Origin of the sequence: Pseudomonas entomophila (assembly GCF_013523125.1) — a bacterium.
In the GTDB taxonomy this organism is placed as follows: Bacteria; Pseudomonadota; Gammaproteobacteria; order Pseudomonadales; family Pseudomonadaceae; genus Aquipseudomonas; species Aquipseudomonas entomophila_B.
The window spans coordinates 1-22,865 of sequence record NZ_JAAMQJ010000056.1; the positions used below are offsets into that span (position 1 = coordinate 1).

At 66.4% G+C, this 22,865-nt stretch carries 21 protein-coding genes and 2 pseudogenes; 7 read left to right on the top strand and 16 right to left on the bottom strand.

All coding sequences use genetic code 11. The features are described 5' to 3' along the window. The 6 genes from G7007_RS20325 to G7007_RS20350 all read right to left on the bottom strand — a co-directional run. A partial coding sequence (locus G7007_RS20325; protein WP_181104673.1) for a DUF4136 domain-containing protein occupies positions 1–338 on the bottom strand: 338 nt, incomplete at its 3' end. A 23-nt stretch (positions 339–361) separates the two neighbouring features. Next, positions 362–991, bottom strand: coding sequence for a DUF4136 domain-containing protein (locus G7007_RS20330; RefSeq protein ID WP_181104675.1), 630 nt, complete (start codon positions 989–991; stop codon positions 362–364). A gap of 23 nt (positions 992–1,014) precedes the next feature. Next, the gene (locus G7007_RS20335) at positions 1,015–1,764 is read right to left on the bottom strand and encodes a methyltransferase domain-containing protein (RefSeq protein WP_181104677.1); all 750 of its coding nucleotides are present in this window, start codon (positions 1,762–1,764) and stop codon (positions 1,015–1,017) included. Then, positions 1,761–2,066 carry a MazG-like family protein gene (locus tag G7007_RS20340; RefSeq protein WP_181104679.1) on the bottom strand — a complete coding sequence of 102 codons (306 nt, stop codon included), beginning with the start codon at positions 2,064–2,066 and terminating at the stop codon, positions 1,761–1,763. The genes G7007_RS20335 and G7007_RS20340 overlap by 4 nt, the downstream gene beginning before the upstream one ends. A 112-nt stretch (positions 2,067–2,178) precedes the next feature. Continuing rightward, the gene (locus tag G7007_RS20345; RefSeq protein WP_181104715.1) at positions 2,179–3,042 is read right to left on the bottom strand and encodes a MaoC family dehydratase; all 864 of its coding nucleotides are present in this window, start codon (positions 3,040–3,042) and stop codon (positions 2,179–2,181) included. A gap of 2 nt (positions 3,043–3,044) precedes the next feature. Next, entirely contained in the window at positions 3,045–4,397 is a 1,353-nt protein-coding gene (locus G7007_RS20350) for a 3-oxoacyl-ACP reductase (protein ID WP_181104681.1), read from the bottom strand. Between the two features lie 116 nt (positions 4,398–4,513). On the opposite strand from G7007_RS20350, the gene G7007_RS20355 reads away from it, so the two are divergent. Continuing rightward, a complete protein-coding gene (locus G7007_RS20355; RefSeq protein WP_181104684.1) occupies positions 4,514–5,791 on the top strand; it encodes an acetyl-CoA C-acetyltransferase in 1,278 nt (425 codons plus the stop codon). Between the two features lie 358 nt (positions 5,792–6,149). Then, on the top strand, positions 6,150–6,938 hold the full coding sequence (locus tag G7007_RS20360) for an AraC family transcriptional regulator (protein WP_181104686.1): 789 nt from the start codon (positions 6,150–6,152) through the stop codon (positions 6,936–6,938). Positions 6,939–6,941: 3 nt separating this feature from the next. On the opposite strand, the gene G7007_RS20365 is transcribed toward G7007_RS20360, so the two are convergent. The 5 genes and pseudogenes from G7007_RS20365 to G7007_RS20380 form a co-directional block, all read right to left on the bottom strand. Continuing rightward, positions 6,942–8,441, bottom strand: coding sequence for a methyl-accepting chemotaxis protein (locus G7007_RS20365; RefSeq protein ID WP_445675912.1), 1,500 nt, complete (start codon positions 8,439–8,441; stop codon positions 6,942–6,944). 223 nt (positions 8,442–8,664) lie between these two features. Beyond that, positions 8,665–8,884, bottom strand: a pseudogene (locus G7007_RS22695) (methyl-accepting chemotaxis protein); the annotation flags it as partial. Between the two features lie 168 nt (positions 8,885–9,052). After that, positions 9,053–9,445 (bottom strand): annotated as a pseudogene (gene cueR, locus G7007_RS20370) (Cu(I)-responsive transcriptional regulator); the annotation flags it as partial. Continuing rightward, on the bottom strand, positions 9,442–11,838 hold the full coding sequence (locus G7007_RS20375) for a heavy metal translocating P-type ATPase (RefSeq protein WP_181104690.1): 2,397 nt from the start codon (positions 11,836–11,838) through the stop codon (positions 9,442–9,444). The pseudogene cueR and the gene G7007_RS20375, both read right to left, overlap by 4 nt. Before the next feature lie 53 nt (positions 11,839–11,891). Next, entirely contained in the window at positions 11,892–12,275 is a 384-nt protein-coding gene (locus G7007_RS20380; protein WP_181104692.1) for a hypothetical protein, read from the bottom strand. A 142-nt stretch (positions 12,276–12,417) separates the two neighbouring features. Here G7007_RS20380 and G7007_RS20385 point away from each other — a divergent pair, with 142 nt between their 5' ends. The 3 genes from G7007_RS20385 to G7007_RS20395 all read left to right on the top strand — a co-directional run bounded on the left by G7007_RS20385 (position 12,418) and on the right by G7007_RS20395 (position 15,102). Continuing rightward, positions 12,418–12,615, top strand: coding sequence for a heavy-metal-associated domain-containing protein (locus G7007_RS20385; protein ID WP_181104694.1), 198 nt, complete (start codon positions 12,418–12,420; stop codon positions 12,613–12,615). Between the two features lie 99 nt (positions 12,616–12,714). Then, on the top strand, positions 12,715–13,890 hold the full coding sequence (locus G7007_RS20390; protein WP_181104696.1) for a multidrug effflux MFS transporter: 1,176 nt from the start codon (positions 12,715–12,717) through the stop codon (positions 13,888–13,890). Positions 13,891–14,388: 498 nt separating this feature from the next. Then, positions 14,389–15,102 carry an ArsR/SmtB family transcription factor gene (locus G7007_RS20395; protein WP_181104698.1) on the top strand — a complete coding sequence of 238 codons (714 nt, stop codon included), beginning with the start codon at positions 14,389–14,391 and terminating at the stop codon, positions 15,100–15,102. Between the two features lie 81 nt (positions 15,103–15,183). Here the strand turns inward: G7007_RS20395 and G7007_RS20400 are convergent, their stop codons facing one another. The 5 genes from G7007_RS20400 to G7007_RS20420 form a co-directional block, all read right to left on the bottom strand. Next, positions 15,184–16,134, bottom strand: a complete 951-nt coding sequence (locus G7007_RS20400) for an adenosine deaminase (protein WP_060395727.1) — start codon at positions 16,132–16,134, stop codon at positions 15,184–15,186. A 120-nt stretch (positions 16,135–16,254) separates the two neighbouring features. After that, complete coding sequence (locus G7007_RS20405) at positions 16,255–16,941, bottom strand: SDR family oxidoreductase (protein ID WP_181104700.1); 687 nt, start codon at positions 16,939–16,941, stop codon at positions 16,255–16,257. A 355-nt stretch (positions 16,942–17,296) separates the two neighbouring features. Further along, positions 17,297–17,884 (bottom strand): IMPACT family protein, encoded by a 588-nt coding sequence (locus tag G7007_RS20410; RefSeq protein ID WP_181104705.1) that lies wholly within the window; start codon positions 17,882–17,884, stop codon positions 17,297–17,299. A gap of 9 nt (positions 17,885–17,893) precedes the next feature. Continuing rightward, a complete protein-coding gene (locus G7007_RS20415; protein WP_181104707.1) occupies positions 17,894–18,556 on the bottom strand; it encodes a TetR/AcrR family transcriptional regulator in 663 nt (220 codons plus the stop codon). A 70-nt stretch (positions 18,557–18,626) separates the two neighbouring features. After that, entirely contained in the window at positions 18,627–19,544 is a 918-nt protein-coding gene (locus tag G7007_RS20420) for a LysR family transcriptional regulator (RefSeq protein WP_181104709.1), read from the bottom strand. Positions 19,545–19,659: 115 nt separating this feature from the next. Between G7007_RS20420 and G7007_RS20425 the strand changes: the two genes are divergently transcribed. Then, positions 19,660–21,006, top strand: a complete 1,347-nt coding sequence (locus G7007_RS20425; protein ID WP_181104711.1) for an aspartate aminotransferase family protein — start codon at positions 19,660–19,662, stop codon at positions 21,004–21,006. Between the two features lie 66 nt (positions 21,007–21,072). Next, positions 21,073–22,566, top strand: coding sequence for a CoA-acylating methylmalonate-semialdehyde dehydrogenase (locus G7007_RS20430; protein ID WP_181104713.1), 1,494 nt, complete (start codon positions 21,073–21,075; stop codon positions 22,564–22,566). Positions 22,567–22,865 lie beyond the last annotated feature (299 nt).

Consider the following 22,865-nt stretch of genomic DNA (forward strand, 5'->3'; position numbering starts at 1 on the left):
CCGCCACCCCAACCGCCGCCGTAGGTGTTGGTGACCAGCTGCTGCCGATCCTCGACCACCAGGTAGGCGCGCACCGTCACGTCTGCCGGCGCGCCGGCCTGGACCGGACGCAGGCCACGCTGGTCGAGCTGGCTGGCGATGGCTTCGCGGATGCGCTGCTCGGTCAGGTCGCTCTTGATGCGCGGATCGTCGGGGCGATACTCCAGCGCTGGTCGCTGCCAGGCCCAGCTGCGGTAGGCGGCGAAATCGCGTCCGGCATCGAAATCCTGTGAGACGTCGTGGGTGGCACACGCCCCCAGCAACAGCATGAACGACAGCAGCGCGACACGAGCGATCATGGCCTTTCTCCGTTATTCGGTATTCAGCTGGGCGGGAAGCCGCTCAGCGCTTTCTTGACGGCCTCGCGCACGGCGTCTTCGCGCGCCCGGGGCGAGGACCTGTCGCTGCCGGTTTCGGCGCTGCCACTCCACACCGGTTGACCGTCCCGAGCATCGAGCAGGTCGATGTGCACCACCATCACCTCGACGTCGTAGGTGCGCACCACCGGGACGCTGGCGTAGCCGCCGTAGCCATTGCGATAGCCGCCGTAGCCTACCCCACCGTAGGGCGTGCCGCCGTAGGGGTAGTCGTCATAGTCACGCACCTGACGGACACGCCGCTCGAGGCGAACGTCAGCACTGACCAGCAGGTCGCCGACACGGTCCCGCGCGGGTCGCAGGCCTTGCTGATCGAGCGCGCTGCCGATGGCGTCGGTCAGTTGCGCCGGGTCGGTGTTGGCCCCCCCACTCGGCAGCCGACCCTCACGCCAGCTCCAGCTCCGGTAGCGGCCATAGTCACGGGTCGGCGCCGGGTAGGCACTGGCGTCGAAGGTCCGGCTGGCCTGCGCCGGGGCGGGCGGCAGGGGCAGGGAACTGGCGACGTACGGGTTGGGACTCTGGCAGGCGCTCAGCACGAAGGGCAGCACGGCCAGGCACAGGCGTCGATGCAACATGGTTACCTCCTGCCGAATGGCGGTCAGCGTGGCCTGCAGATCCAGTGCAGGTAGCGGCCCAGGCCGGCGAAGCTGGGGTGGCGACGGTGGGCCAGTTCCATCTCCAGCAGGTCGGCCAGCGCCGCCTTGGTCTGGAAGTCCCTGGGCATGTAGTCGTGGAACACGCGCACGCCGCTTTCGCTTTCGACCTGCCAGAGAGGTTCGAGTTGCGTGCGCAGCGTGCGCGGATCGAGGGGCGTCTGCGGCGTCAGGCTCTGCTTTTCGCCGGCCAGTTCGTCGCTGCGCAACTTGCGCCAGTGGCCTTTGAGCAGGTTGCGGTAGACCAGGGCGTCGCGGTTGTAGAACGCCAGGGACAACCAGCCGTCGGGGCGGGTCAGTCGATGCAGCACTGGCAGGATGGCCGGTGGCTCGGCCAGCCACTCCAGCACGGCATGGCAGATCACCAGGTCGAAAGGGGTGTCGAGCTGCGCCGGCAAGGACTGCCAGTCGGCCTGAAGGAACGTGGCGTCCTGGCCGGCTTCGGCAAAGCGCTCACGGGCGCCGTCGAGCATGGGCGCGGCGGGCTCGGCAAGCGTCACCTGGTGGCCGCGCTCGGCCAGCCACAATGCCATGTGGCCCAGCCCGGCACCGACGTCGAGCACGCGCAGGGGGCGCTCAGGCAGAGTCTGCGCCAGGTCGGCCTGCAGCACGGCCAGGCGGATGGCGCCCTTGGCGCCGCCATAGATCTTCTGCGCGAAACGTGCGGCCAGCGCGTCGAAGTGACGGTCGTTCATCGGGCGAAGCGCCGTTCGCTGTCGGCCAGCTTGTCGCGCACGACAGTGTCCATGTCCAGCCCCAGCTCGCTGCACAGCAGCAGCAGGTACAGCACGACGTCACCGATTTCCTGACCAGCATGGGCCAGCTGATCGGCGGGCAGGTGGCGGGACTGATCCTCCCCCAGCCACTGGAAGATCTCGACCAGCTCGGCCATTTCGACGCTGGCCGCCATGGCCAGGTTCTTCGGGCTGTGGAAGCGTTGCCAGTCATTGGCGTCGCGGATGGCATGCAGGCGTGCGGTCAGTTCGGACAGGTTCATCGGACTCGTTTCATCAATGCGGACCCAGCTGCATAGCTTCGGGCCCGCGTCGAGGCAACGCAAGGGGCAAGACACGGTCGGTCGTGCTGTGTACGGCTGCGCCAGAGCCTTCTCAGGTCAGCCCGAACCAGCGGCCCTCCAGGTGCAAGGGCCCATCGTGTCCTTCCAGACGCACCTGCCCGGCAGGCGCCTGCAGGTCGCTGGTGGAGAGAACCACCTCGGTCGGCAGGCGGACCGGCTTGCGAAAGGCGACGTCGACGCCGTAACCGTGCTTGGGCAGGTGGCCCTGCAAGGCCGCCAGGGTTCTGGCCAGGCTGTACATGCCATGGGCAATGGCCGTGGGGAAGCCGAACAGGCGGGCGCTGAGGGCACTGAGGTGAATCGGGTTGTAGTCGCCGCTGACCTTGGCGTAGCGACGACCGATATCGCTGTCGGCGTACCAGCGGGTCAAGGGGTTCAGCCCGGACGGAGTGTCGTGCGCGGCGACAGGATCGTCCGCCGAGGCGTCGAGGCGCAGGCCGCGGACCAGCATGCGGCTGGTCTCGCGCCAGATCATGCCCAGGCCGTCCTCGGCCTCGGTGACCAGATCGAAGGTGCCGCCCTTGGCGTGTGGGCGCAGGTGCTCGGCATGTACCGCGAACTGCAGGGTGTCGAGGCCGCCCAAGGGACGCAGCACCTCGAGGCGGTTGTCCAGATGGACCATGCCCAGCAACGGGAACGGAAAGGAGGGCGCTGTCATCAGTTGCAGGTGCAAGCCGAACGCCATGAGATGGAGATAAGTCGCCGGCAGATGACCGTCGTCGGGAAAACGGCACAGGCCACGGTAGGCGGCCAAGTGGTCGCGATCGACGCGCAGGGTGCAGCGCAGGCCGCTGGCCGGCAGCGTCGCGCCGCGGATCGTGCGCGTGCGCAACGCCCGCAGGTACAGGCTTGCCGCCGACTCGGGGGCGTGCAGGTCATGCCACTCGATAGCCATGCTCATGCCCCCATCAACGCTTGGCCGCAGACGCGCAGCACCTGGCCGGTGATGGCCCCGGAACCGGGTTGTCCGAGCCAGGCCACTGCCTCGGCTACATCCTGCGGGCGCCCACCCTGGCCCAGCGAGGCCAGGCGTCGACCCGCCTCGCGCAACCCGATGGGCATGCTGGCGGTCATGTGGGTCTCGATGAAGCCTGGGGCCACCGCATTGATGGTGACGCCGCGTTCGGCCAGGCGCGGGGCCAGGGCCTCGGCCAGGCCGATCAACCCGGCCTTGCTCGCGGCATAGTTGGTCTGGCCACGGTTGCCGGCGATTCCGCTGACCGAGGCCAGCAGCACCACCCGGCCGCCGCTGCGCAGGGTGCCGGCGTCGAACAGGGCCTGGGTCAGGACCTGGGGTGCGTCGAGGTTCACCGCCATGACCGAATCCCAGTACTCGGGGGTCATGTTGGCCAAGGTCTTGTCACGGGTGATCCCGGCGTTGTGCACGACCAGGTCCACGCCGTCGGCCAGGCTTGCCTGCAGACGCTCGGCGGCGTCGGCGGCGCAGATGTCGAGGGCCAGCGCCTGGCCACCCAGGCGGGCCGCCAAGGCTTCCAGGTCCTGACGGGCCTGGGGGACATCCAGCAGCACCACGTCGGCACCATCGCGCACCAGGGTTTCGGCGATCGAGGCGCCGATGCCACGGGCGGCACCGGTCACCAGGGCGCGACAGCCGCCCAAGGGACGGGTCCAGTCCTGGACCTGGCGCTCGCACCCTTGCAGGTGCAGGACCTGGCCGGAGACGAAGGCACTCTTGGGCGAGAGGAAGAAACGCAAGGCGCCTTCGAGCTGGTCATGGGCGTCTTGGCCCACGTACAGCAGTTGTGCCGTCGCGCCATTGCGCAGCTCCTTGGCCAGCGAGCGGCTGAACCCTTCGAGCGCACGCTGGGCGACGCTGGCGGCCGGGTTCGACACGGTGTCCGGCGGCGTGCCGAGGATGACCACATGGGCACTGCGGTCCAGGCTGCGCAGCAGCGGCTGGAAGAATTCGCGCAACTGCTTGAGCTGAACGCTGTCGGACAAGTGACTGGCATCGAAGACCACCGCCTTGAGCGTCGGTCCCAGCCCGGCTACCCAGGCAGGTGCCTGCAAGCCTTGGCCGGCGTAGCTGTAGCAGGTGTCGGTCAGGCGTGCGGCAAATGCTTCCACTGCGTTCGCCAGCGGCCCGCCACCGATGACCAGGGCGCCCTCGACCGGGCGCAGACGGCCGGACTGCCAGCGCTCCAGCGGGGCCGGGCGGGGCAGCCCCAGCGCCTCGACCAGGCGTCGACCCAAGGGGGAGTTGGCAAAGCCGAGGTATCGATCACTCATGTTGGGGTCTCCTTGAGGCAAGCATGCAGTGTGGACCATTGAGGGCCCAGGGTCGTTCGACGCAGGCAAGAACACCTAGGCTCTAGGGATCAAGAGGTGTCAGAAGGAGTATGCACATGCGTGAAGCTCGTCGGGTCGCGATCATAGGCGGCAACCGAATCCCGTTCGCCCGTTCCAACGGTGCCTACGCCCAGGCCAGCAACCAGGCCATGCTGACCGCCACCCTGGAGGGTCTGGTGGAACGCTACCGTCTGCATGGCCAGCGCCTGGGAGAGGTGGTGGCCGGCGCGGTGCTCAAGCATTCACGCGACCTGAACTTGACCCGTGAGTGCGTGCTGGGCTCGCGCTTGTCGCCACAGACGCCGGCCTACGACGTGCAGCAGGCATGCGGTACGGGGCTGGAGGCGGCGCTGCTGGTGGCGAACAAGATCGCCCTGGGGCAGATCGACTGCGGGATCGCCGGCGGCGTGGACAGCACCTCGGACGCACCGATCGCGGTCAACGAGGGCCTGCGCCAGGTGCTGCTGCAGGCCAACCGAGGCAAGAGCCTCGGGCAGCGGCTCACGCCCTTTCTCGGGTTGCGTCCTGCACATCTCAAGCCTGAGCTGCCACGCAATGGCGAGCCGCGCACCGGGTTGTCCATGGGCCAGCACTGCGAGCGCATGGCCCAGCACTGGCAGATTCCACGGGACGAGCAGGATGCACTGGCGTTGCTCAGCCATCAGCGCCTGGCCGCCGCCTACGCCGAAGGCTGGCACGACGACCTGCTCACGCCGTACCGGGGGCTGACGCGCGACAACAACCTGCGACCTGACCTGACCGAGGCGCAATTGGCCGCGCTCAAGCCGGTGTTCGAGCGTGGCGGCCAGGGCACGCTGACGGCGGGCAACTCGACGCCGCTCACCGATGGCGCCTCCTTGGTACTGCTCGGCAGCGAGGCGTGGGCCGACGCCCAGGGCTTGCCGATACAGGCCTGGTGGGTCGACGGCGAGACGGCGGCGGTGGACTTCGTCAAAGGCCAGGAGGGCCTGCTGATGGCGCCCGTGCATGCGGTACCCCGGTTGCTGGCCCGCAACGGCCTGAGCCTGCAGGATTTCGACTACTACGAGATCCACGAGGCGTTCGCGGCGCAGGTGCTGTGCACCCTCAAGGCCTGGGAAAGCGAGGCCTACTGCCGCGAGACGCTGGGCTTGCCCGGTGCCTTGGGGGCGATCGACCGCAGCCGGCTGAACGTCAAGGGCAGCTCGCTGGCGGCTGGTCACCCCTTCGCCGCCACGGGGGGACGCATCCTGGCGCACCTGGCCAAGTTGCTGGCCCATGCCGGCAAGGGGCGCGGCCTGATTTCCATCTGTGCAGCGGGTGGCCAGGGCGTGACGGCGATCATCGAGCGCTAGGCAGTGCAGGGTCGTTATACACAGGCTGGGGGGACTGGTTTTGTGGGCCCTGCGGGCCCAATCGCGGCACTGGGGCCGCCCACAGGTGACCGCGATAGCCTGCAACACCGAGGTGGGGCTACGGGTGAGCGGCCCCTGTGCCGCGATTGGGCCCGCCAGGGCCCATAAAACAGCCAATGCGGTCCTGCAGAAAAGACAGCTGCGCTCACAGACGATCGCACCTACCTGCCGTGACACGGATGGGGCTTGCCCGTGACAGCCGGCGGCCCGCCTGAGCGTTCGAAGCTAGCATCCACGAACGCAGAGGACGCAGCATGGGCTTTGCTGGCATGCTCTGGCTTTTGCCCCAGACGACGCCATGCCACTCCCCAACCGCCTCGCCAGCCCAAGACCCATTCCCGCGCTCGAGACTTTGCCCCGCCCCCTGTATGCCCGGGTCGAGAGCCTCGGAGCCGGGTCATGGACCACGCGGCACTGCCATGACTGGGTACAGTTTTCCTACGCGATCACCGGCGTATTGGGCGTCTACACCGAACGCGGCAGCTACTTCGCACCGCCGCAGTGGGGTATCTGGATCCCCGCCGGTGTGGACCACGAGGTCGTCACCTCCACCGAGGCGGACATGCGCAGCCTCTATGTACGGCGCGATGCCTGCGCATGGGCGGCCCCTCAGTGCCGGGTGCTGGAAGTGACTCCCCTGACCCGTGAGTTGATCAAGCAGTTCTGCCGGTTCGACGCCCATTACCCGCAGCCGGACAGCGCTGAGGCACGCCTGGTCGCCGTGCTGCTGGACCAGCTCGAAAGCTTGCCGGAGGTAGGGTTCTCGTTGCCGCTGCCACGACATCCCGGCTTGCTGGCGCTGTGCAATACCATGCTCGCCGAGCCTGACCAACCCTGCACGCTGGGGGTGTGGGCCGAGCGTCTGGCCTGCTCGGAGAAGACACTGACGCGGTTGTTCCTGCGCGAGACGGGGCTGAGCTTCCGGCACTGGCGTCAACGCATGCGCCTGCTGTCATCGTTGGCCTTGCTGGAGAGCGGCGACAGCGTGACGGACGCGGCGTTGGGCTGCGGTTACGAGTCGACCTCGGCCTTCATCGCCGCCTTTCGCCAGCGTTTCGGTTTCACACCGGGCGAACTGCGGCGCTGAGGGTCAGGTGCGGAAGCGTCGCACCAGGGCGTCCAGCTCGTTGGACAGACCGGCCAGGCTTTCCGAATCGTGGCGGGCAGCCTGGGCCAGTTCGGCCACCAGTTGCGCATCGCCGTGGATCTGGCTGATGTGCCGGTTGATGTCCTCGGCCACCTGATGCTGCTCTTCGGCCGCCGTGGCGATCTGGGTATTCATGTCGCGGATGATGTCCACCGACTCGCGGATCTGCCCGAAGCTGTCACGGGCCTGGCTGATGCGGGTGACCGAGTCCTGCGAGACGTCCAGGCTGGCATGCATCTGCCCGGCGACCTCGGCGGTGCGCGAGGCCAGGTTGCCGAGCAGGCCGTCGATCTCGGCGGTGGAGTCGGCGGTACGCTTGGCCAGCGCGCGGACTTCGTCGGCCACCACGGCGAAGCCGCGGCCTTGCTCGCCGGCACGCGCCGCTTCGATGGCGGCGTTGAGCGCCAGCAGGTTGGTCTGTTCGGCGATCGAGCGGATGGTGCCGAGGATCGACTGGATCGCGTTGCTGTCGCGCTCCAGTTGCTGGATCGACTGCGCCGACTGCTCGATCTCCTGGCTCAGGCGATGCACGCTCTGCACGGCCGCATCGATCTGCTGCTGACCTTCGTGCGCCTGGCGCTGACCACTGTCGGCGGACTCGGCGGCCTGGCTGCAGGAACGCGCCACTTCGTTGGCCGTGGCAACCATCTCGTGGAAGGCGGTGGAGACCATGTCCACTGCCTCGCGCTGACGCCCGGCGGCTTCGGCCATGTTGCCCGAGACCTGGGTGGAGCTGGCCGAGGTGCTGAGGATCTTGCCGGCCGCGCCGCCGATGTGCTGGATCAGGCTGCGAATGGCCTCGAGGAACTGGTTGAACCAGCTGGCCAGTTGCGCGGTTTCGTCACGACCGCGCACGTCCAGGTTGCGGGTCAGGTCGCCTTCGCCCTGGGCGATGTCTTCCAGGCCACGGGTGACGCTGTTGATGGGGCGCACGATCAGCCTGGCGAAGGCGGCGCCGACGATGGCGAAGATAATGGCCAGCACCAGCGCGATCCCACCGATCAGCCAGGACAGGCGGGTGGCCGACTGCATCACCTCACGCTCCTGGATCAGGCCGATGAAGGTCCAGCCGAGCGCCTCGTCGGGGTACACGTTGGCCATGTAGCGCTCGCCACCGAGGGTGACCTCGACCAGGCCCTTGCCAGCGCGGGCCAGCTCGGCATAGCCGTCGCCGAAGCTGGCCAGCGGCTTGAAGTTGTGTTCGGCGTCACGCGGGTCGACCAGCACGTTGCCGTTGTTTTCCACCAGCATCAGGTAGCCGCTGTCACCGAGCTTGATCTTGCGCACGATCTCGGTGAGGCCACCGATGGAGACGTCGACCCCGACGACGCCCCCAGGGTTGCCCAGTTGGTTGGCGACCGTGCGCACGTTGCCGATGAGCACGGCATTGTCCGCCGGCCAGAAGTAGGCGCTGGTGCGCACGGTCTTGCCCGGTTGAGCCATGGCCGCCTGGTACCAGGGGCGCTGGCGGGGTCGTAGTTGGTGAAGTTCTGCCCGGCCGGGTAGGAGACGTAGCCGCCATCACTCACGCCATACGACAGGTAGGCGTAGCTTGCATGGCTATTGCCCAGCGCGTTGAAGATGTCGAGGACGCGCTGGTCGCGCTCGCCCAGCACACGGGAGGGCGCTGCGCTCATGTACTTGTTCAGCTCGCCATTGCCGGTCGTGATCGCCGGGTGGTTGGCGAGCATTTCCACGTTCTCGTCGATGGCCTTGAAGAACAGCTGCATGGCATTGCTGACCTGCCGCACCTCGCGCGTGCTGCTGTCGAGAAAGCCCTCGCGCGACTCGCTGCGCAGGTTCAGCACCACGAGGGTGGCCACCAGCACGATGGGCAGGCCGGCGATGACGGCGAACGCCCACGTCAGTTTCTGTTTGATGTTCATCCACGCTCCCGATTTTTTTTATAAAGCTTGGCAGATACACACACCATCGGCAGCGCGGGGGGTTCTCTTGAGGCGTCGTGTCTGGATTCAGCGTGGGATGTCGCGATCGGAACATCGATCTGTCGGATTCAACATGCAGGGCGTCTCGTCGGTGTGTGTCGGACCGTCGCAGCGGCCGCTCGCCAGCCCTTCGAGGATCGGGCAGTCGGGACGTGCGTCACCCTGGCAGGAGGTGACAAGACGGTCGAGGGTGTCGCGCAGACCGACCAGCTCCTCGATCCGCCTGTTCAGGTCATCGATGTGCTGGGTGGCCAGGCGCTTGACGTCGGCGCTGGCCCGGTCGCCGTCCTGCCACAGGCGCAGCAGCTGGCCGACTTCGTCCAGGGAGAACCCCAGGTCGCGCGAGCGCTTGATGAACGCCAGGCTGTCGAGGTCCTGCTCGCGGTACACGCGGTAGCCGCTGTCGCTGCGGGTGGCCGGGCGTAACAGGCCGATCGTCTCGTAGTAGCGGATCATCTTGGCGCTGAGCCCACTGCGCCGGGCGGCTTGTCCGATGTTCATGGGGCCTCGCTGAGGGGGGAGGGAGTCCAGGTCTTCAACCACAACGCATTGCTGACCACGCTGACGCTGGACAGTGCCATCGCCGCCCCGGCCAGGACCGGGTCGAGCAGGCCGAAGGCCGCCAACGGGATGCCGATCAGGTTGTAGATGAAGGCCCAGAACAGGTTCTGGCGGATCTTGGCGTAGGTCTTGCGGCTGATCTCGAGGGCGGCGGGCACCTGCCGTGGATCCCCACGCATGAGGGTGATGCCGGCGGCCTGCATGGCCACGTCGGTGCCGCCGCCCATGGCGATGCCGATGTCGGCCGCCGCCAGGGCTGGCGCATCGTTGATGCCGTCGCCGACCATGGCCACCACACCGCGCGTGCGCAGCGCCTGCACCTGTGCGGCCTTGTCGGCCGGCAGCACCTGCGCCTGCACCTGGTCGATGCCGGTCGCCTCGGCCACCGCCTGGGCGCTGCCGTGATTGTCGCCGGTCAACAGGTGGCAGGCGATGCCCTGTGCCTGCAAGGCCTGCACGGCGGGACGGGCGCCAGGCTTGAGGGTGTCGCCGAAGGCGAACAGGCCGAGCACGCGCGGTACCGGAGCCTGTTCGACCAGCCAGGACAGGGTATGGCCTTGCTGCTCCCAGGCCTGTGCCTGCGCTGCCAAGGGGCCGGCCAGCGGTTCGCCTTGTACGAGCAGGTGGGCGTTGCCCAGTGCCAAGGTCCGTCCCCGGACCTGGCCGACGATGCCCTGGCCGCTGACCACGCGGGTCCGTTCGGGCGGCTGCACGGCCACACCCTGTGCCTGGCAGGTGTCGAGGACGGCATGGGCCAACGGGTGTTCGCTGCCACGTTGCAGGCTGCCGGCCAGGGCCAGCACCTCGTCACCCTCGCCGTCGTTGGCCTGCCAGTGCACCAGGCGTGGGTGGCCGGACGTCAACGTGCCGGTCTTGTCGAAGACAACCTGGTCCACGGCATGGGCCCGCTCCAGGGTCTCGGCGTCCTTGATCAGGATGCCGTGACGGGCCGCCACGCCCGTGCCGGCCATGATCGCCGCGGGCGTGGCCAGCCCCAGCGCACAGGGACAGGCGATCACCAGTACGGCGACGGCGTTGATCACGGCGACCTGGGCGTCGGCGCCTGCCCACAGCCAGCCGAGCAGGGTGCACAGGGCCACCAGCAGGATGACCGGGACGAACACCTGGCTGACCTGGTCTACCAGTTTCTGGATCGGCGCCTTGGCCGCCTGGGCCTGCTCGACCAGGCGAATGATGCGGGCCAGCACGGTTTCGGTGCCGACTGCCACGGTACGGACCCGCAAGGCGCCATCGATGTTGATGGCGCCGCCCGTCACAGAATCGCCGGGTCGCTTGGGTACGGGCCGACTTTCGCCGCTGATCAACGATTCATCGACCAGGCTGTTGCCGTCGAGGACCTCACCATCGACCGGGAAGCGCTCGCCCGGCTTGACCCGTACCTCGTCGCCCACGCGCAGCTGGCTGATCGGGACGTCCTCTTCCCGGCCGTCGATCACCCGGATCGCCCGGTCCGGGCGTAAGGCTTCGAGGGCACGCAGGGCGCTGGCGGTCTGGCGCTTGGCGCGGCGTTCCAGGTACTTGCCCAGCAGGACCAGGGCGATGACCACCGCCGAGGCTTCGAAATACACGTGTGGGGGGGCACCTGCGTCGGCCACCGCCCATTGGTACAGGCTCAGTCCGTAGCCAGCGCTGGTCCCGAGCGCGACCAGCTGGTCCATGTTGCCGGCATGGGCGCGCAGGCCCTTCCAGGCGGCGACATAGAAACGGGCGCCGAGCACGAACTGCACGGGCGTGGCGAGCAGCCATTGCGCCCAGATCGGCAGCATGACGTGCACGCCGAACGGTTGCAGGGCCATGGGCAGTACCAGCGGCGCGGCCAGCAGCAGGGCAAGGATCAGGGCCGTGCGCTCACTGAGCAGGTTCCGGCGGCCTGCGGCGTGGGGTTGCTGCGTCTCTTCCAGGCGGTCGGCGCCGTAGCCGGCGTCGCGCACGGCCGCCAGCAAGGCGTCGATAGCGACCGAGCCGAGTACCTGGACCTGGGCGCGTTCGCTGGCCAGGTTGACGCTCGCCTGCAACACGCCAGGGACTTTCAGCAAGGCGCGCTCGACCCGCCCGGCGCAACTGGCGCAGGTCATGCCCTCGAGGCGCAGGTCCAGCGCCTGCAACGGCACCTGATAGCCTGCCTGGGAAACGGCCTCGATCAAGGTCGGCAGGCTCTGCGGTGGGGCCTCGACCCGTGCCTGTTCGGTCGCCAGGTTGACGCTGACCTGATCGACCCCGGCGACCTTGCGCAAGGCCCGTTCGACCCTGCCTGCGCAACTGGCGCAGGTCATGCCGTCGATCGGCAGGTGGTAGGTGATGGCTGTTGGCATGGTCTGGCTCCTCGGTTCACACCGTCAGCATCGACCTTGTCCCGTGGTCAAGGTCAATAGCCCAGGCTGGTCGGCCTCAGCGTGAAGCCAGGGCCTTCCATGGCGATGCGGTACTTGACGATCTGCCCGGCAGGCAGCGTGAGGCGCACGCTGCGCTGGTTTTCCAGCCCATTGCTGCAGCCAGGCGCCTGACCGGGCAGGCGCCGCAGGCGCACGTCCACCTGCCCGGCCGGCAGGTTGAACGAAGTGGACTGCTCCTGGAACAGCCGCGCCACCAGCTGATCGTCGAGATAGATGCCGATCTCGCAGCTGGTCGCCACTTCCAGGCGCTCGCGGGAAATGATCAGCACGCTGTAGTCATGGTTGCCTTCGGCCTGGGCAGGGGGCAGCGCCAGGGTGCCCAGCAGCCCCATCACGCCGATCGTTGTCTTGATCATCACGGCTCTCCTGTCGACCGCCTGGCAAAGGCGCAGCTTGGCCGACCTGAGGCAAGATTTCCAGCGTCAGGCGCTGCACGGGCTTGACCTTGCCATAGGGGCAAGCACGAGACTGAAGCTCATTTCGACAGGAGAGAAGACCATGCAGACGTTCGACGTACACGGCATGAGCTGTGGCCATTGCGTCAAGGCCATCACCCGCGCCCTGCAGGCGCACGATGCCACGGCGGTCGTGGAGGTGGATCTGGCGAGCGGACGGGTGAGGGTGACCAGCCCACTGTCGACCGAGCAGATCATCGCGGCCATCACCGAGGAGGGCTACCACGTCAAGGCGCTCTAGGGAAAACGCAGAGATGTCCGACCGCTCGGCAAGGTTTTCATGCCGAGCGCAGGCAGGCCGGGTAAACTAGGCAATTGCTTAGCCTGCTAAGGATGTTGGATGAACCTTCGAATGATCTTGATCCTGGGGGCCCTGAGTGCGTTCGGGCCCCTGGCGATCGACTTTTACCTGCCTGCCTTTCCGGCCATGGCCCAGGCCTTCGCCACCGATGAAAAGCACGTGCAGACTACCCTCGCGGCCTACTTCCTCGGTCTGTCGATCGGGCAGCTGGCCTATGGGCCGATCGCCGACCGGTTCGGCCGTCGGTTGCCGTTGCTGTTCGGCGTGGGGCTGTTCGTCGTGGCGTCGCTGGTGTGCGCCTTCGCGCCGACACTCGATGCCCTGATCGCCGCACGCTTCGTCCAGGCCCTGGGGGGATGTGCCGGCATGGTGCTGTCGCGCGCCATCGTCAGCGATCGCTGTGAGCCGATCGACGCGGCCAAGGTGTTCTCGCAGCTGATGCTGGTGATGGGGCTGGCACCGATCCTGGCGCCCATGCTCGGTGGCCTGCTGGTCAGCGTGTCCGGTTGGCAGTCCATCTTCCTGGTGCTGAGCCTGTTCAGCGCGTTGTGCCTGGTGGCAGTCTACCTGGGCCTGGGCGAGAGCATGCCGGCGCACCTGCCGCGCCAGCCGTTGTCGGGCGCATTGCGTCAGTACGGGCGGCTGCTGCGTGACCGGACGTTCGTGGGCCATGCCTTGACCGGCGGCATCGCCATCGCCGGCATGTTCGCCTACATCGCCGGTTCACCGTTCGTGTTCATCAAGCTCTATGACGTGCCGGCCGAGCATTATGGTTGGCTGTTCGGGATCAACGCCGCAGGCTTCATTCTCGTCGCCCAGGTCAATGCACGTCTTTTGGCGCGTCGCGGCCCGGCCGTCTTGTTGGGGCGTGCCATCTGGGTCTACCTGGCCGCGGCGCTCACCTTGCTGCTGGTGGCCACGCTGCGGCCGGCATCGCTCTGGCCGTTGCTGGTGCCGCTGTTCGTCTGCATCGCCAGCCTCGGGTGCATCGCGCCCAACGCGTCGGCGTGTGCCATGGCCGGGCAGGGCGCCCGCGCGGGCAGCGCTTCGGCCCTGATGGGCTGCATGCAGTTCAGCGTGGCGTCCGGCGCGGCAGCGTTGGTGGGGGTGTTGCACGATGGCAGCGCGGTGCCGATGGCCTTGGTCATCAGCCTGTGCGGTGCGGCAGTGGTGGTCATGGCCACCTTGGCGCGTCGGGCAGGGCGCGCTGGCTGAGGGGCTCACCCCTGTTCGTCCGCGTGAAGGTGAAGCGTTGACACAAATTGGTGAATAGGGAAATTTCTTATTCTTTTGCCATACCCCATGAAGCTTGGTGTGGGCCTTTACCTATTCATTCAGACCCAGCGAAGGCCCTCGACGCGCGCGAGCGGGGCGAGGACCAGGCATGCCATCGTGCGCATGGTCCGACTGGCTGGTCACGCGAGCGCAGTCGGATCCATCAACCTGGGCGACCCTCTGCCCCTCGGTGGGGGCTGGAGCGTTCCAGGTCAGGAGCGCCCGCGGAGTCGCCGCTTATACTGCCCCCGGCAGCCAGTGCCAGCGAGAGATGCTTCCCTGTCAGGGCGCAGCGCGTGGCAACGTGGAGCAGCCTGGCAGAGGTCATGCCGTTCTGACGTGTTCGTCCCTTGCGCGACCTGGCGATTGTTCGAGGCGCTCGCCGAGCCTGGCTGATGTTCCGCTATCAGACAGATGACGCAGGGAGTTACCCGAAAGATGAAAGCTGTCAGCAGTATCAGTCAGATCGCCAGTTTGATGGCCGATCCCAAACGCAGCGCCATGTTGTGGGCGCTGATCGATGGCGTCGCGCGACCGGCCGACGAATTGGCCACGATGACCGGGTTGAGCGCGTCGTCGGCCTGTGCCCACCTGTCGCTGTTGTCCACAGGGGGGTTGGTGCGGCCGGAAACCCGGGGCCGCAAGCGCTATTTCCGCCTGGCCACGCCCGAGGTCGGCATGGCGGTGGAGGCCATGGCCAGCGTTCGCGTCGGCAGTGCGCTGGACAAGCCCGCCCTACCTTTGCCCTTGGATATCCCGGTTTCGATGCGTCAGGCACGGCGCTGCGGTGATCATCTGGGAGGAAAGTTGGCCGCCGACCTGTACGATCGCCTGGTGCTGGCGAACTGGTTGGAAGGCCAGGAGCCACGGCAGCGCGTCAGCCTGGAAGGGCGCCAGCAACTGGCCGCGATCGGTGTGTTCATCGACGCCCTGGCGCCGGGGGCGCATCGCGAATGCGTGATCTGCCATTGCTGCGAATGGAGTGACCAGCGGCCGCACCTGGGCGGCAGCCTGGGGCAGGCGTTCTTCAAACTGTTCATGCAGTCCGGCTGGATTCGCGAGCATGAGCAGTCGCGGGCCTTGCGCCTTTCGGCTTCAGGCTTGCAGCAGATCAACCAGATCGCGTGTCTGCCGACCTGGCAGGCCGGTTAGCTGATACCGCACCGACCTTCAGGTCGACGCGAGTCGCACGCAACCGGTGCGACTTGCGTCATCTCGAGGGTGGCGTGCGCCTTACTTGACCAAGCGTGCATCCAGGCTGTTCTGCGCCAGGCGGGTGGCTTGTGCCTGGGTCATGCCCAGGTGCTCATGCAGGGCCATGAAGTTCTCGGTCACGTAGCCGCCGAAGTAGGCTGGGTCGTCGGAGTTGACCGTGACCTTCACGCCACGCTCGAGCATGTCGAGGATGTTGTGCTGGCCCATGTGCTCGAACACGCACAGCTTGGTGTTGGACAGGGGGCAGACGGTCAGCGGGATCTGCTCGTCGATGATCCGCTGCATCAAGCGTTCGTCCTCGATGGCGCGCACGCCATGGTCGATACGCTCGATCTTCAGCAGGTCCAGGGCTTCCCAGATGTACTCGGGCGGGCCTTCTTCGCCGGCGTGGGCGACCGTCAGGAAGCCTTCGCCACGGGCACGGTCGAAGACGCGCTTGAACTTGCTCGGCGGGTGACCCATCTCGGAACTGTCCAGGCCGACGGCCACGAAGGCATCGCGGAACGGCAGGGCCTGGTCCAGGGTGCGTTCGGCCTGCTCTTCGCTCAGGTGACGCAGGAAGCTCAGGATCAGCCCGCTGGTGATGCCCAGTTGCTCACGGCCGTCCTTGAGCGCGCGGGTGATGCCGTCGAGCACCACCTCGAAGGGAATGCCACGGTCGGTGTGGGTCTGCGGGTCGTAGAACGGCTCGGTGTGGATGACGTTCTGCGCCTTGCAGCGCTGCAGGTAGGCCCAGGTCAGGTCATAGAAGTCCTGCTCGGTGCGCAGCACGTTGGCGCCCTGGTAGTAGAGGTCGAGGAATTCCTGCAGGTTGCCGAAAGCATAGGCGCTGCGCAACGCGTCCACGTCCTGCCAGGGCAGGGCGATCTTGTTGCGTTCGGCAAGGGCGAACAACAGCTCGGGCTCGAGCGAACCTTCAAGGTGCAGGTGCAGTTCGGCCTTGGGCAAGGCATTGAGCCAGTCATACATGGTGCGAATCTCGATCAACTAACAATCGCGCATTGTACAGGTCCAGCCCTGGCGCGGGGGACGAGTCGACCGAGTGACGCCAGCGTCGGCCCGAACCCTGCCGTGCGCGGGACGTACCGGTTACCAGGTCAAGGTCTGGCCGGTGTAGTCCAGGAAGCGAAGCCCGCCGTGGCCAGCCTGGGCCTCGACGTGTTCGAGCAGCCCGCGGGTACTGGTCAGCACGTCGATCTCGGCGTTCTCGCCACCCATTTCGGTGCGAACCCAGCCAGGGTGCAGGGCCAGCACGCAGAGGTCCGGGCGCTGCAGCGCCACCACGAAGCTGTTGATCATCGAATTGAGTGCGGCCTTGCTGGCCTTGTACAGGCAGATTTCGCCAGCATCCGGGCTGGTCACGCTGCCCAGGCCCGAACTCATGAAGGCCACCACGCCGGTGCCGGGTCGTACCTGGCCGACCAGGCGGCGGGCGACGCGAATTGGCGAGACCGCGTTGGTCATGAACAGCTCGCCGACCTGTTCGAGGTGGACGGTCTCGGCGGACTGAGGCAGGGGGCCCATGACGCCGGCATTGACGAACAGCAGGTCGAGCGTCTCGCCTGCCAGGCAATGCGCGAGTGCGTCGAGCTGGGACGCGTCGTTCATCTCCAGCGCTTCGACCCGTACGCCCGGCAACGCGTGCAAGGCCGTGGCCTTGGCCGGATCACGCACGGTGGCGATGACGTTCCAGCCACCTTCGTGCAGCCGCTGGACCAGACCCAGGCCAAGGCCGCGCGAGGCGCCGATGACCAGTGCGGTTTTGGATGCGCTCATGGAAACTCCTAGTCGATGGATGAAAAGCCCTCAGCATACGCCAGGTCGCGGCGCTCGGCAGACCAACGGGTGTACAAAAAATGATCTATCGCCCGCGGGCCTGAGGGTATCGCCTGCTTGCGCAAACACACACGGGTTATCCACAGGATCGTCCACAGTAATTGTGTGAAAATCGGTGTCGACCCGATGGAGAAGGCCCATCAGCCTGTGGATGAAACGACGAGTACGCAGCGGGCAGGGTGCCCGAAAAAGCTGGTCAAAAAATGTCCAATCTTCTGCAGGCTACGTGTTTCGCGGTCTGGAGACGTATGCCCCAAGCTTATCCACAAGGCGACCCACAGCCGGTGTGGGCAACTTATCCAAGGGGCACGAGCCGAATACGCCCGCGACTCAGGTCCGCCAAATGCCGCTGCAAGTGGTCGGCTCGGTCCGAATTCAAGGCCAGGTGCAGGTCGACACCGTTGGCCGTGAACTGCTCATCGACCACGAGCCCATCGACCTCGGCCAGGCGCAGCTTGAGCAGCGCCAGCTCACTGAACGCGCAGGCGCACGTGAACGTGTCGCGTTGCACCAGAAGCCGTTTGGGCGCTTGTTGCAGGCATTTGTTGGCGCCGCCGCCATAGGCACGCGCCAACCCGCCCGTGCCCAGTTGAATGCCGCCGTACCAGCGGATCACCAGCACCACGACCTGGTCGCAGTCCTGGGCCTCGATCGCTGCCAGGATGGGGCGCCCGGCCGTGCCGCCTGGCTCGCCGTCGTCGTTGCTGCGGTACTGGTCGCCCAGTTTCCAGGCCCAGCAGTTGTGCGTGGCGGCCGGATCGGCATGGGCCTCGAGGAAGCGCGCAGCGTCTTCGACCGAGGTGATCGGGGCGGCCAGGGTGATGAAGCGGCTCTTGCGGATCTCCTCGCGAAACTCGCAGAGGTCGAGCAGGGTAGAAGGCATAGGCTCACGTCAGACGGATGGGGTAATTCCACACCCTTTGAGGATGATATGGACCAGGTTGTCGCTGGCCACCTGCATGTCCTGCCGGGTCAGGCGCTTGCGCTCGGTGACCTGGCAGATCTGGGTGGCGAAGTCCGCGTAGTGCTGGGTGCTGCTCCAGATCAGGAAGATCAGCTGGACCGGGTCGACCGGATCCATCTTGCCCGCCTCGATCCAGGCCTGGAACACCGCGGCGCGCCCTTGGAACCAGTGGCGGTAGTCGGCGCTGAAGTAGTCCCCCAGCCGCTGCCCGCCGCTGATCACTTCCATGGCGAAGATCCGCGAAGCCTTGGGGTTGCGGCGGGAGAACTCCATCTTGGCGCGGATGTAGCGCGTCAGGGCTTCGCCGGGATCGTCCTCGACGGTCAAGGTATTGAAGGTGCTGTCCCACAGGTCGAGGATATTGCTGAGCACGGCGACGTACAGGCCCAGCTTGTTGGTGAAGTAATAGTGCAGGTTGGCCTTGGGCAGGCCGGCCTTGGTCGCGATGGTGTTCATGCTGGTGCCCTTGAACCCATGGCGCGCGAACTCGTCCTCGGCCGCCTGGAGAATGGCCTGCTCGTTCTTCTGACGGATGCGCCCGGCCGGTTTGGCGGCAGGGGAGGCGCGATGCGCGGGCACTTCTAGGCTCATTGAACGCTTCCATACGAAAGGTGCGGATGACGAGCGCACAGAGTACCTGCCTGGGGCGAGGTGACAAGCCTTAGCGTGTCGCCGCCAGGCTTTCCAGGAAGCTTTCCACGACCAGGTTCGGGCGCCGTCCCTTGCGGGTGACCCAGCACAGGTTCAGGTCATGGAAGCGCGAGGTCGACTTGAGCGCGCGCAGGCGTCCTTCCCTGACCCAGGTGTCGGCGTAATGCTCGGGCAGGTAACCGATGTAGCGCCCGGTGAGAATCAGAAAGGCCATGCCCTCGCGATCCGAGGCGCTGGCCGTGCAGCGCAGGGCCTGATAGCACGCCTGGATCTGCGTCGGCAGTCGGAAGGTCGGCGCCACGGCGTCCTGGGCGTCGAGCCGCGCATCGTCGACCTGCGCATCGTCGGCATAGAACAACGGGTGGCCCACGGCGCAGTAGAGCAGCGAGCGTTCGCTGTACAACGGCTGGTAGTCCAGCCCGGCGAGCGGGTGGGTCTGCGGCACCACGCCCACGTGCAGGCTGCCCGCGAGCACGCCCTGCTCGACTTCGCTGGGCGGGATCATGCGGATCTGGATGTGCACGTCCGGCCCACGGTCCTTGAGTTCGGCCAGGGCATGGGTGATGCGCATGTGCGGCAGCGTGACCAGGTTGTCGGTCAGGCCGATGTTCAGCTCGCCGCGCAGGTGCTGGTGCAGGCCGTTGACCTCGGTGCGGAAGGTCTCCAGGGCCGCGAGCAGTTGCAGCGACGACTGATAGACCTCGCGGCCTTCCTCGGTCAGGGAAAAGCCGGCGCGGCCTCGCTGGCACAGCCGCAGGCCCAGACGTTGCTCCAGGTCGTTCATGTGCTGGCTGATGGCCGAGCGGCCGATGCCCAGCACGTTTTCGGCGGCCGAAAACCCACCGCACTCGACCACGCTGCGGTAGATCTTCAACAGGCGGATATCGAAGTCGCTGACCTGGGCCAGCACGTCGGGGCGACGGCTCATCTGTTTAGTGAACGCCTGACTGAAGGTTAGAAGCGAGGGGTTTTCCGGACTTTATCCGCGTGCCACTGTGGCTGCAACAACACCCCATCGCTGACCGAATCCGCGAGGACCCTTGATGAACATGTTCGAGACTGCGCCGACGGGCGTCGCCAGCCAGCTCAAGCTGGATGCGCACTGGATGCCGTACACCGCCAACCGCAACTTCCAGCGCGACCCACGGCTGATCGTGGCGGCCCAGGGCAACTACCTGACCGATGACAAGGGGCGGCAGATCTTCGATGCCCTGTCCGGGCTGTGGACCTGCGGCGCCGGCCATACTCGCCAGACCATCACCGAGGCCATCGCCCGGCAGGCGGGCGTGCTGGACTACTCGCCGGGCTTCCAGTTCGGTCACCCGCTGTCGTTCCAGCTGGCCGAGAAGATCGCCGAGCGGATGCCGGGCGACCTCGATCATGTCTTCTATACCAACTCGGGCTCCGAGTGCGCCGACACCGCGCTGAAGATGGTGCGCGCCTACTGGCGGCTGAAAGGGCAGGCGAGCAAGACCAAGATCATCGGCCGTGCGCGAGGCTACCACGGGGTGAACATCGCCGGCACGAGCCTGGGCGGGGTCAACGGCAACCGCAAGATGTTCGGCCAGTTGCTGGACGTCGATCACTTGCCGCACACGCTGCTGCCGGCCAACGTCTTCAGTCAAGGGCTGCCCGAGCAGGGCGGCATCGCTCTGGCCGACGAGATGCTCAAGCTGATCGAACTGCACGATGCATCGAACATCGCCGCGGTGATCGTCGAGCCGCTGGCCGGCTCGGCCGGCGTGCTGCCGCCCCCCCAGGGTTACCTCAAGCGGCTGCGCGAGATCTGCACCCAGCACAACATCCTGCTGATCTTCGACGAGGTGATCACCGGCTTCGGTCGCATGGGGGCCATGACCGGCGCCGAGGCGTTCGACGTGACGCCCGACCTGATGTGCATCGCCAAGCAGGTCACCAACGGCGCCGTGCCCATGGGCGCGGTGGTGGCGCGGCACGAGATCTACCAGACCTTCATGAGCCAGCCCACGCCGGAATACGCCGTGGAGTTCCCGCATGGCTATACCTACTCGGCGCATCCCCTGGCCTGTGCCGCCGGCCTGGCGACGCTGGAGCTGCTGGAACGCGAGAACCTGGTGCAGGCCGCCGCCGAGCTGGCGCCGCATTTCGAGCGCACGCTGCACGGCATCAAGGGCAGCCCTCATGTGGTGGACATCCGCAACTACGGGCTGGCAGGCGCGATCCAGATCGCGCCACGCGACGGCGATGCGATCGTGCGGCCGTTCGAGACCGCCATGAAGCTCTGGCAGGCCGGGTTCTACGTGCGCTATGGCGGCGACACCCTGCAGTTCGGTCCGACTTTCACTGCCCAGCCGCACGAACTCGACCGACTGTTCGACGCGGTGGGCGAAACCCTCGCCCAGGTCGACTGATCGCCTGAATGCCGTACGCGGGCGTCATGGCGGCGCCCGCTGCCCCTTTTTCGACTGGAGTCATGCATGAGCACTGTTCAGCACCTGATCAATGGTGAGCTGGTTTCCCGTGGTGGGCGTACCGCCGACCTTTTCAATCCGTCCACCGGCCAAGTCATCGGCCAGGTCGAGCTGGCCGACCGCGCGACCCTGCAACAGGCGATCGATGCGGCCAAGGCGGCTTTCCCGGCCTGGCGCAATACGCCGGCCGCCAAGCGCGCGCAGGTAATGTTCCGTTTCAAGCAGTTGCTCGAGCAGCATGAGGCGGCCATTGCACAGTTGATCAGTACCGAACACGGCAAGACACTTGAGGACGCCGCCGGCGAGCTCAAGCGCGGGATCGAGAACGTGGAGTTCGCCTGCGCCGCGCCGGAAATCCTCAAGGGCGAGTACAGCCGCAACGTCGGACCGAACATCGATGCCTGGTCCGACTTCCAGCCGCTGGGCATCGTCGCCGGGATCACGCCGTTCAACTTCCCGGCGATGGTGCCGCTGTGGATGTACCCGCTGGCGATCGTCTGCGGCAATGCCTTCATCCTCAAGCCGTCGGAGCGTGATCCGAGTTCGACGCTGTACATCGCGCGTCTGCTGGAAGAGGCCGGATTGCCCAAGGGCATTCTCAATGTGGTGCACGGCGACAAGGAAGCGGTCGATGCGCTGATCGAGGCGCCCGAGGTGAAGGCCTTGAGCTTCGTCGGCTCGACACCGATCGCCGAGTACATCTATGCCGAAGGCACCCGCCGCGGCAAGCGCGTGCAGGCACTGGGCGGGGCGAAGAACCACGCGGTGCTGATGCCCGACGCCGAACTGGACAACGCCGTCAGTGCCTTGATGGGGGCGGCCTATGGCTCCTGTGGCGAACGTTGCATGGCCATTTCGGTAGCGGTCTGCGTGGGGGATGCGATCGCCGATGCGTTGATCGCCAAGCTCGAGCCGCAGATCAAGGCGCTGAAGATCGGTGCCGGAACGGCGTGCGGTCTGGACATGGGGCCACTGGTGACTGCGGCTGCGCGTGACAAGGTCGTCGGTTACATCGACGACGGTGTGGCCGCCGGGGCTCGGTTGGTGGTGGACGGACGCGGCTATCGCGTGGCCGGGCACGAGGACGGGTACTTCGTCGGTGGTACGCTCTTCGATCGGGTGACCCCGCAGATGCGTATCTATAAAGAAGAGATCTTCGGCCCGGTGCTGTGTGTGGTGCGGGTGGGCAGCCTGGAAGAGGCGCTGCAGCTGATCAATGCTCATGAGTACGGCAACGGCACGTGCATCTTCACCCGCGACGGTGAAGCAGCGCGGTTGTTCTGCGATGAGGTCGAAGTGGGTATGGTCGGGGTGAACGTGCCGCTGCCGGTGCCGGTGTCGTACCACAGCTTCGGCGGCTGGAAGCGTTCGCTGTTCGGCGACCTGCACGCGTATGGGCCCGATGGCGTGCGCTTCTATACCCGTCGCAAGTCGATCACCCAGCGCTGGCCACAGCGCAAGACCCATGAGGCATCGCAGTTTGCTTTCCCGAGCTTGTAAGAGAGTGCGCAGGCAGGCGTGAAGGCGCTTTCCTGCGTATTGCGAGGAAATGAAGGTTTTTTGAAATTAACGGTTGACGGCCTTTCAGATCCCCTTATAATGCGCACCACTTCCAACGCAGTCGGAACGATAAACGCCTTGTTAATCAACAGGTTGCGTGAGTCGAGATGAAGCTGGAAGGGCTTCGGTCCCGACCGGAAGCGGTGAAAAAGGTGGTTGACAGCAGGTTGTAACGCTGTATGATTCGCCTCCCGCTTCGAGAGATCGCAGCGAGTCAAGTGGTTGAAGTTGTTAGGGTT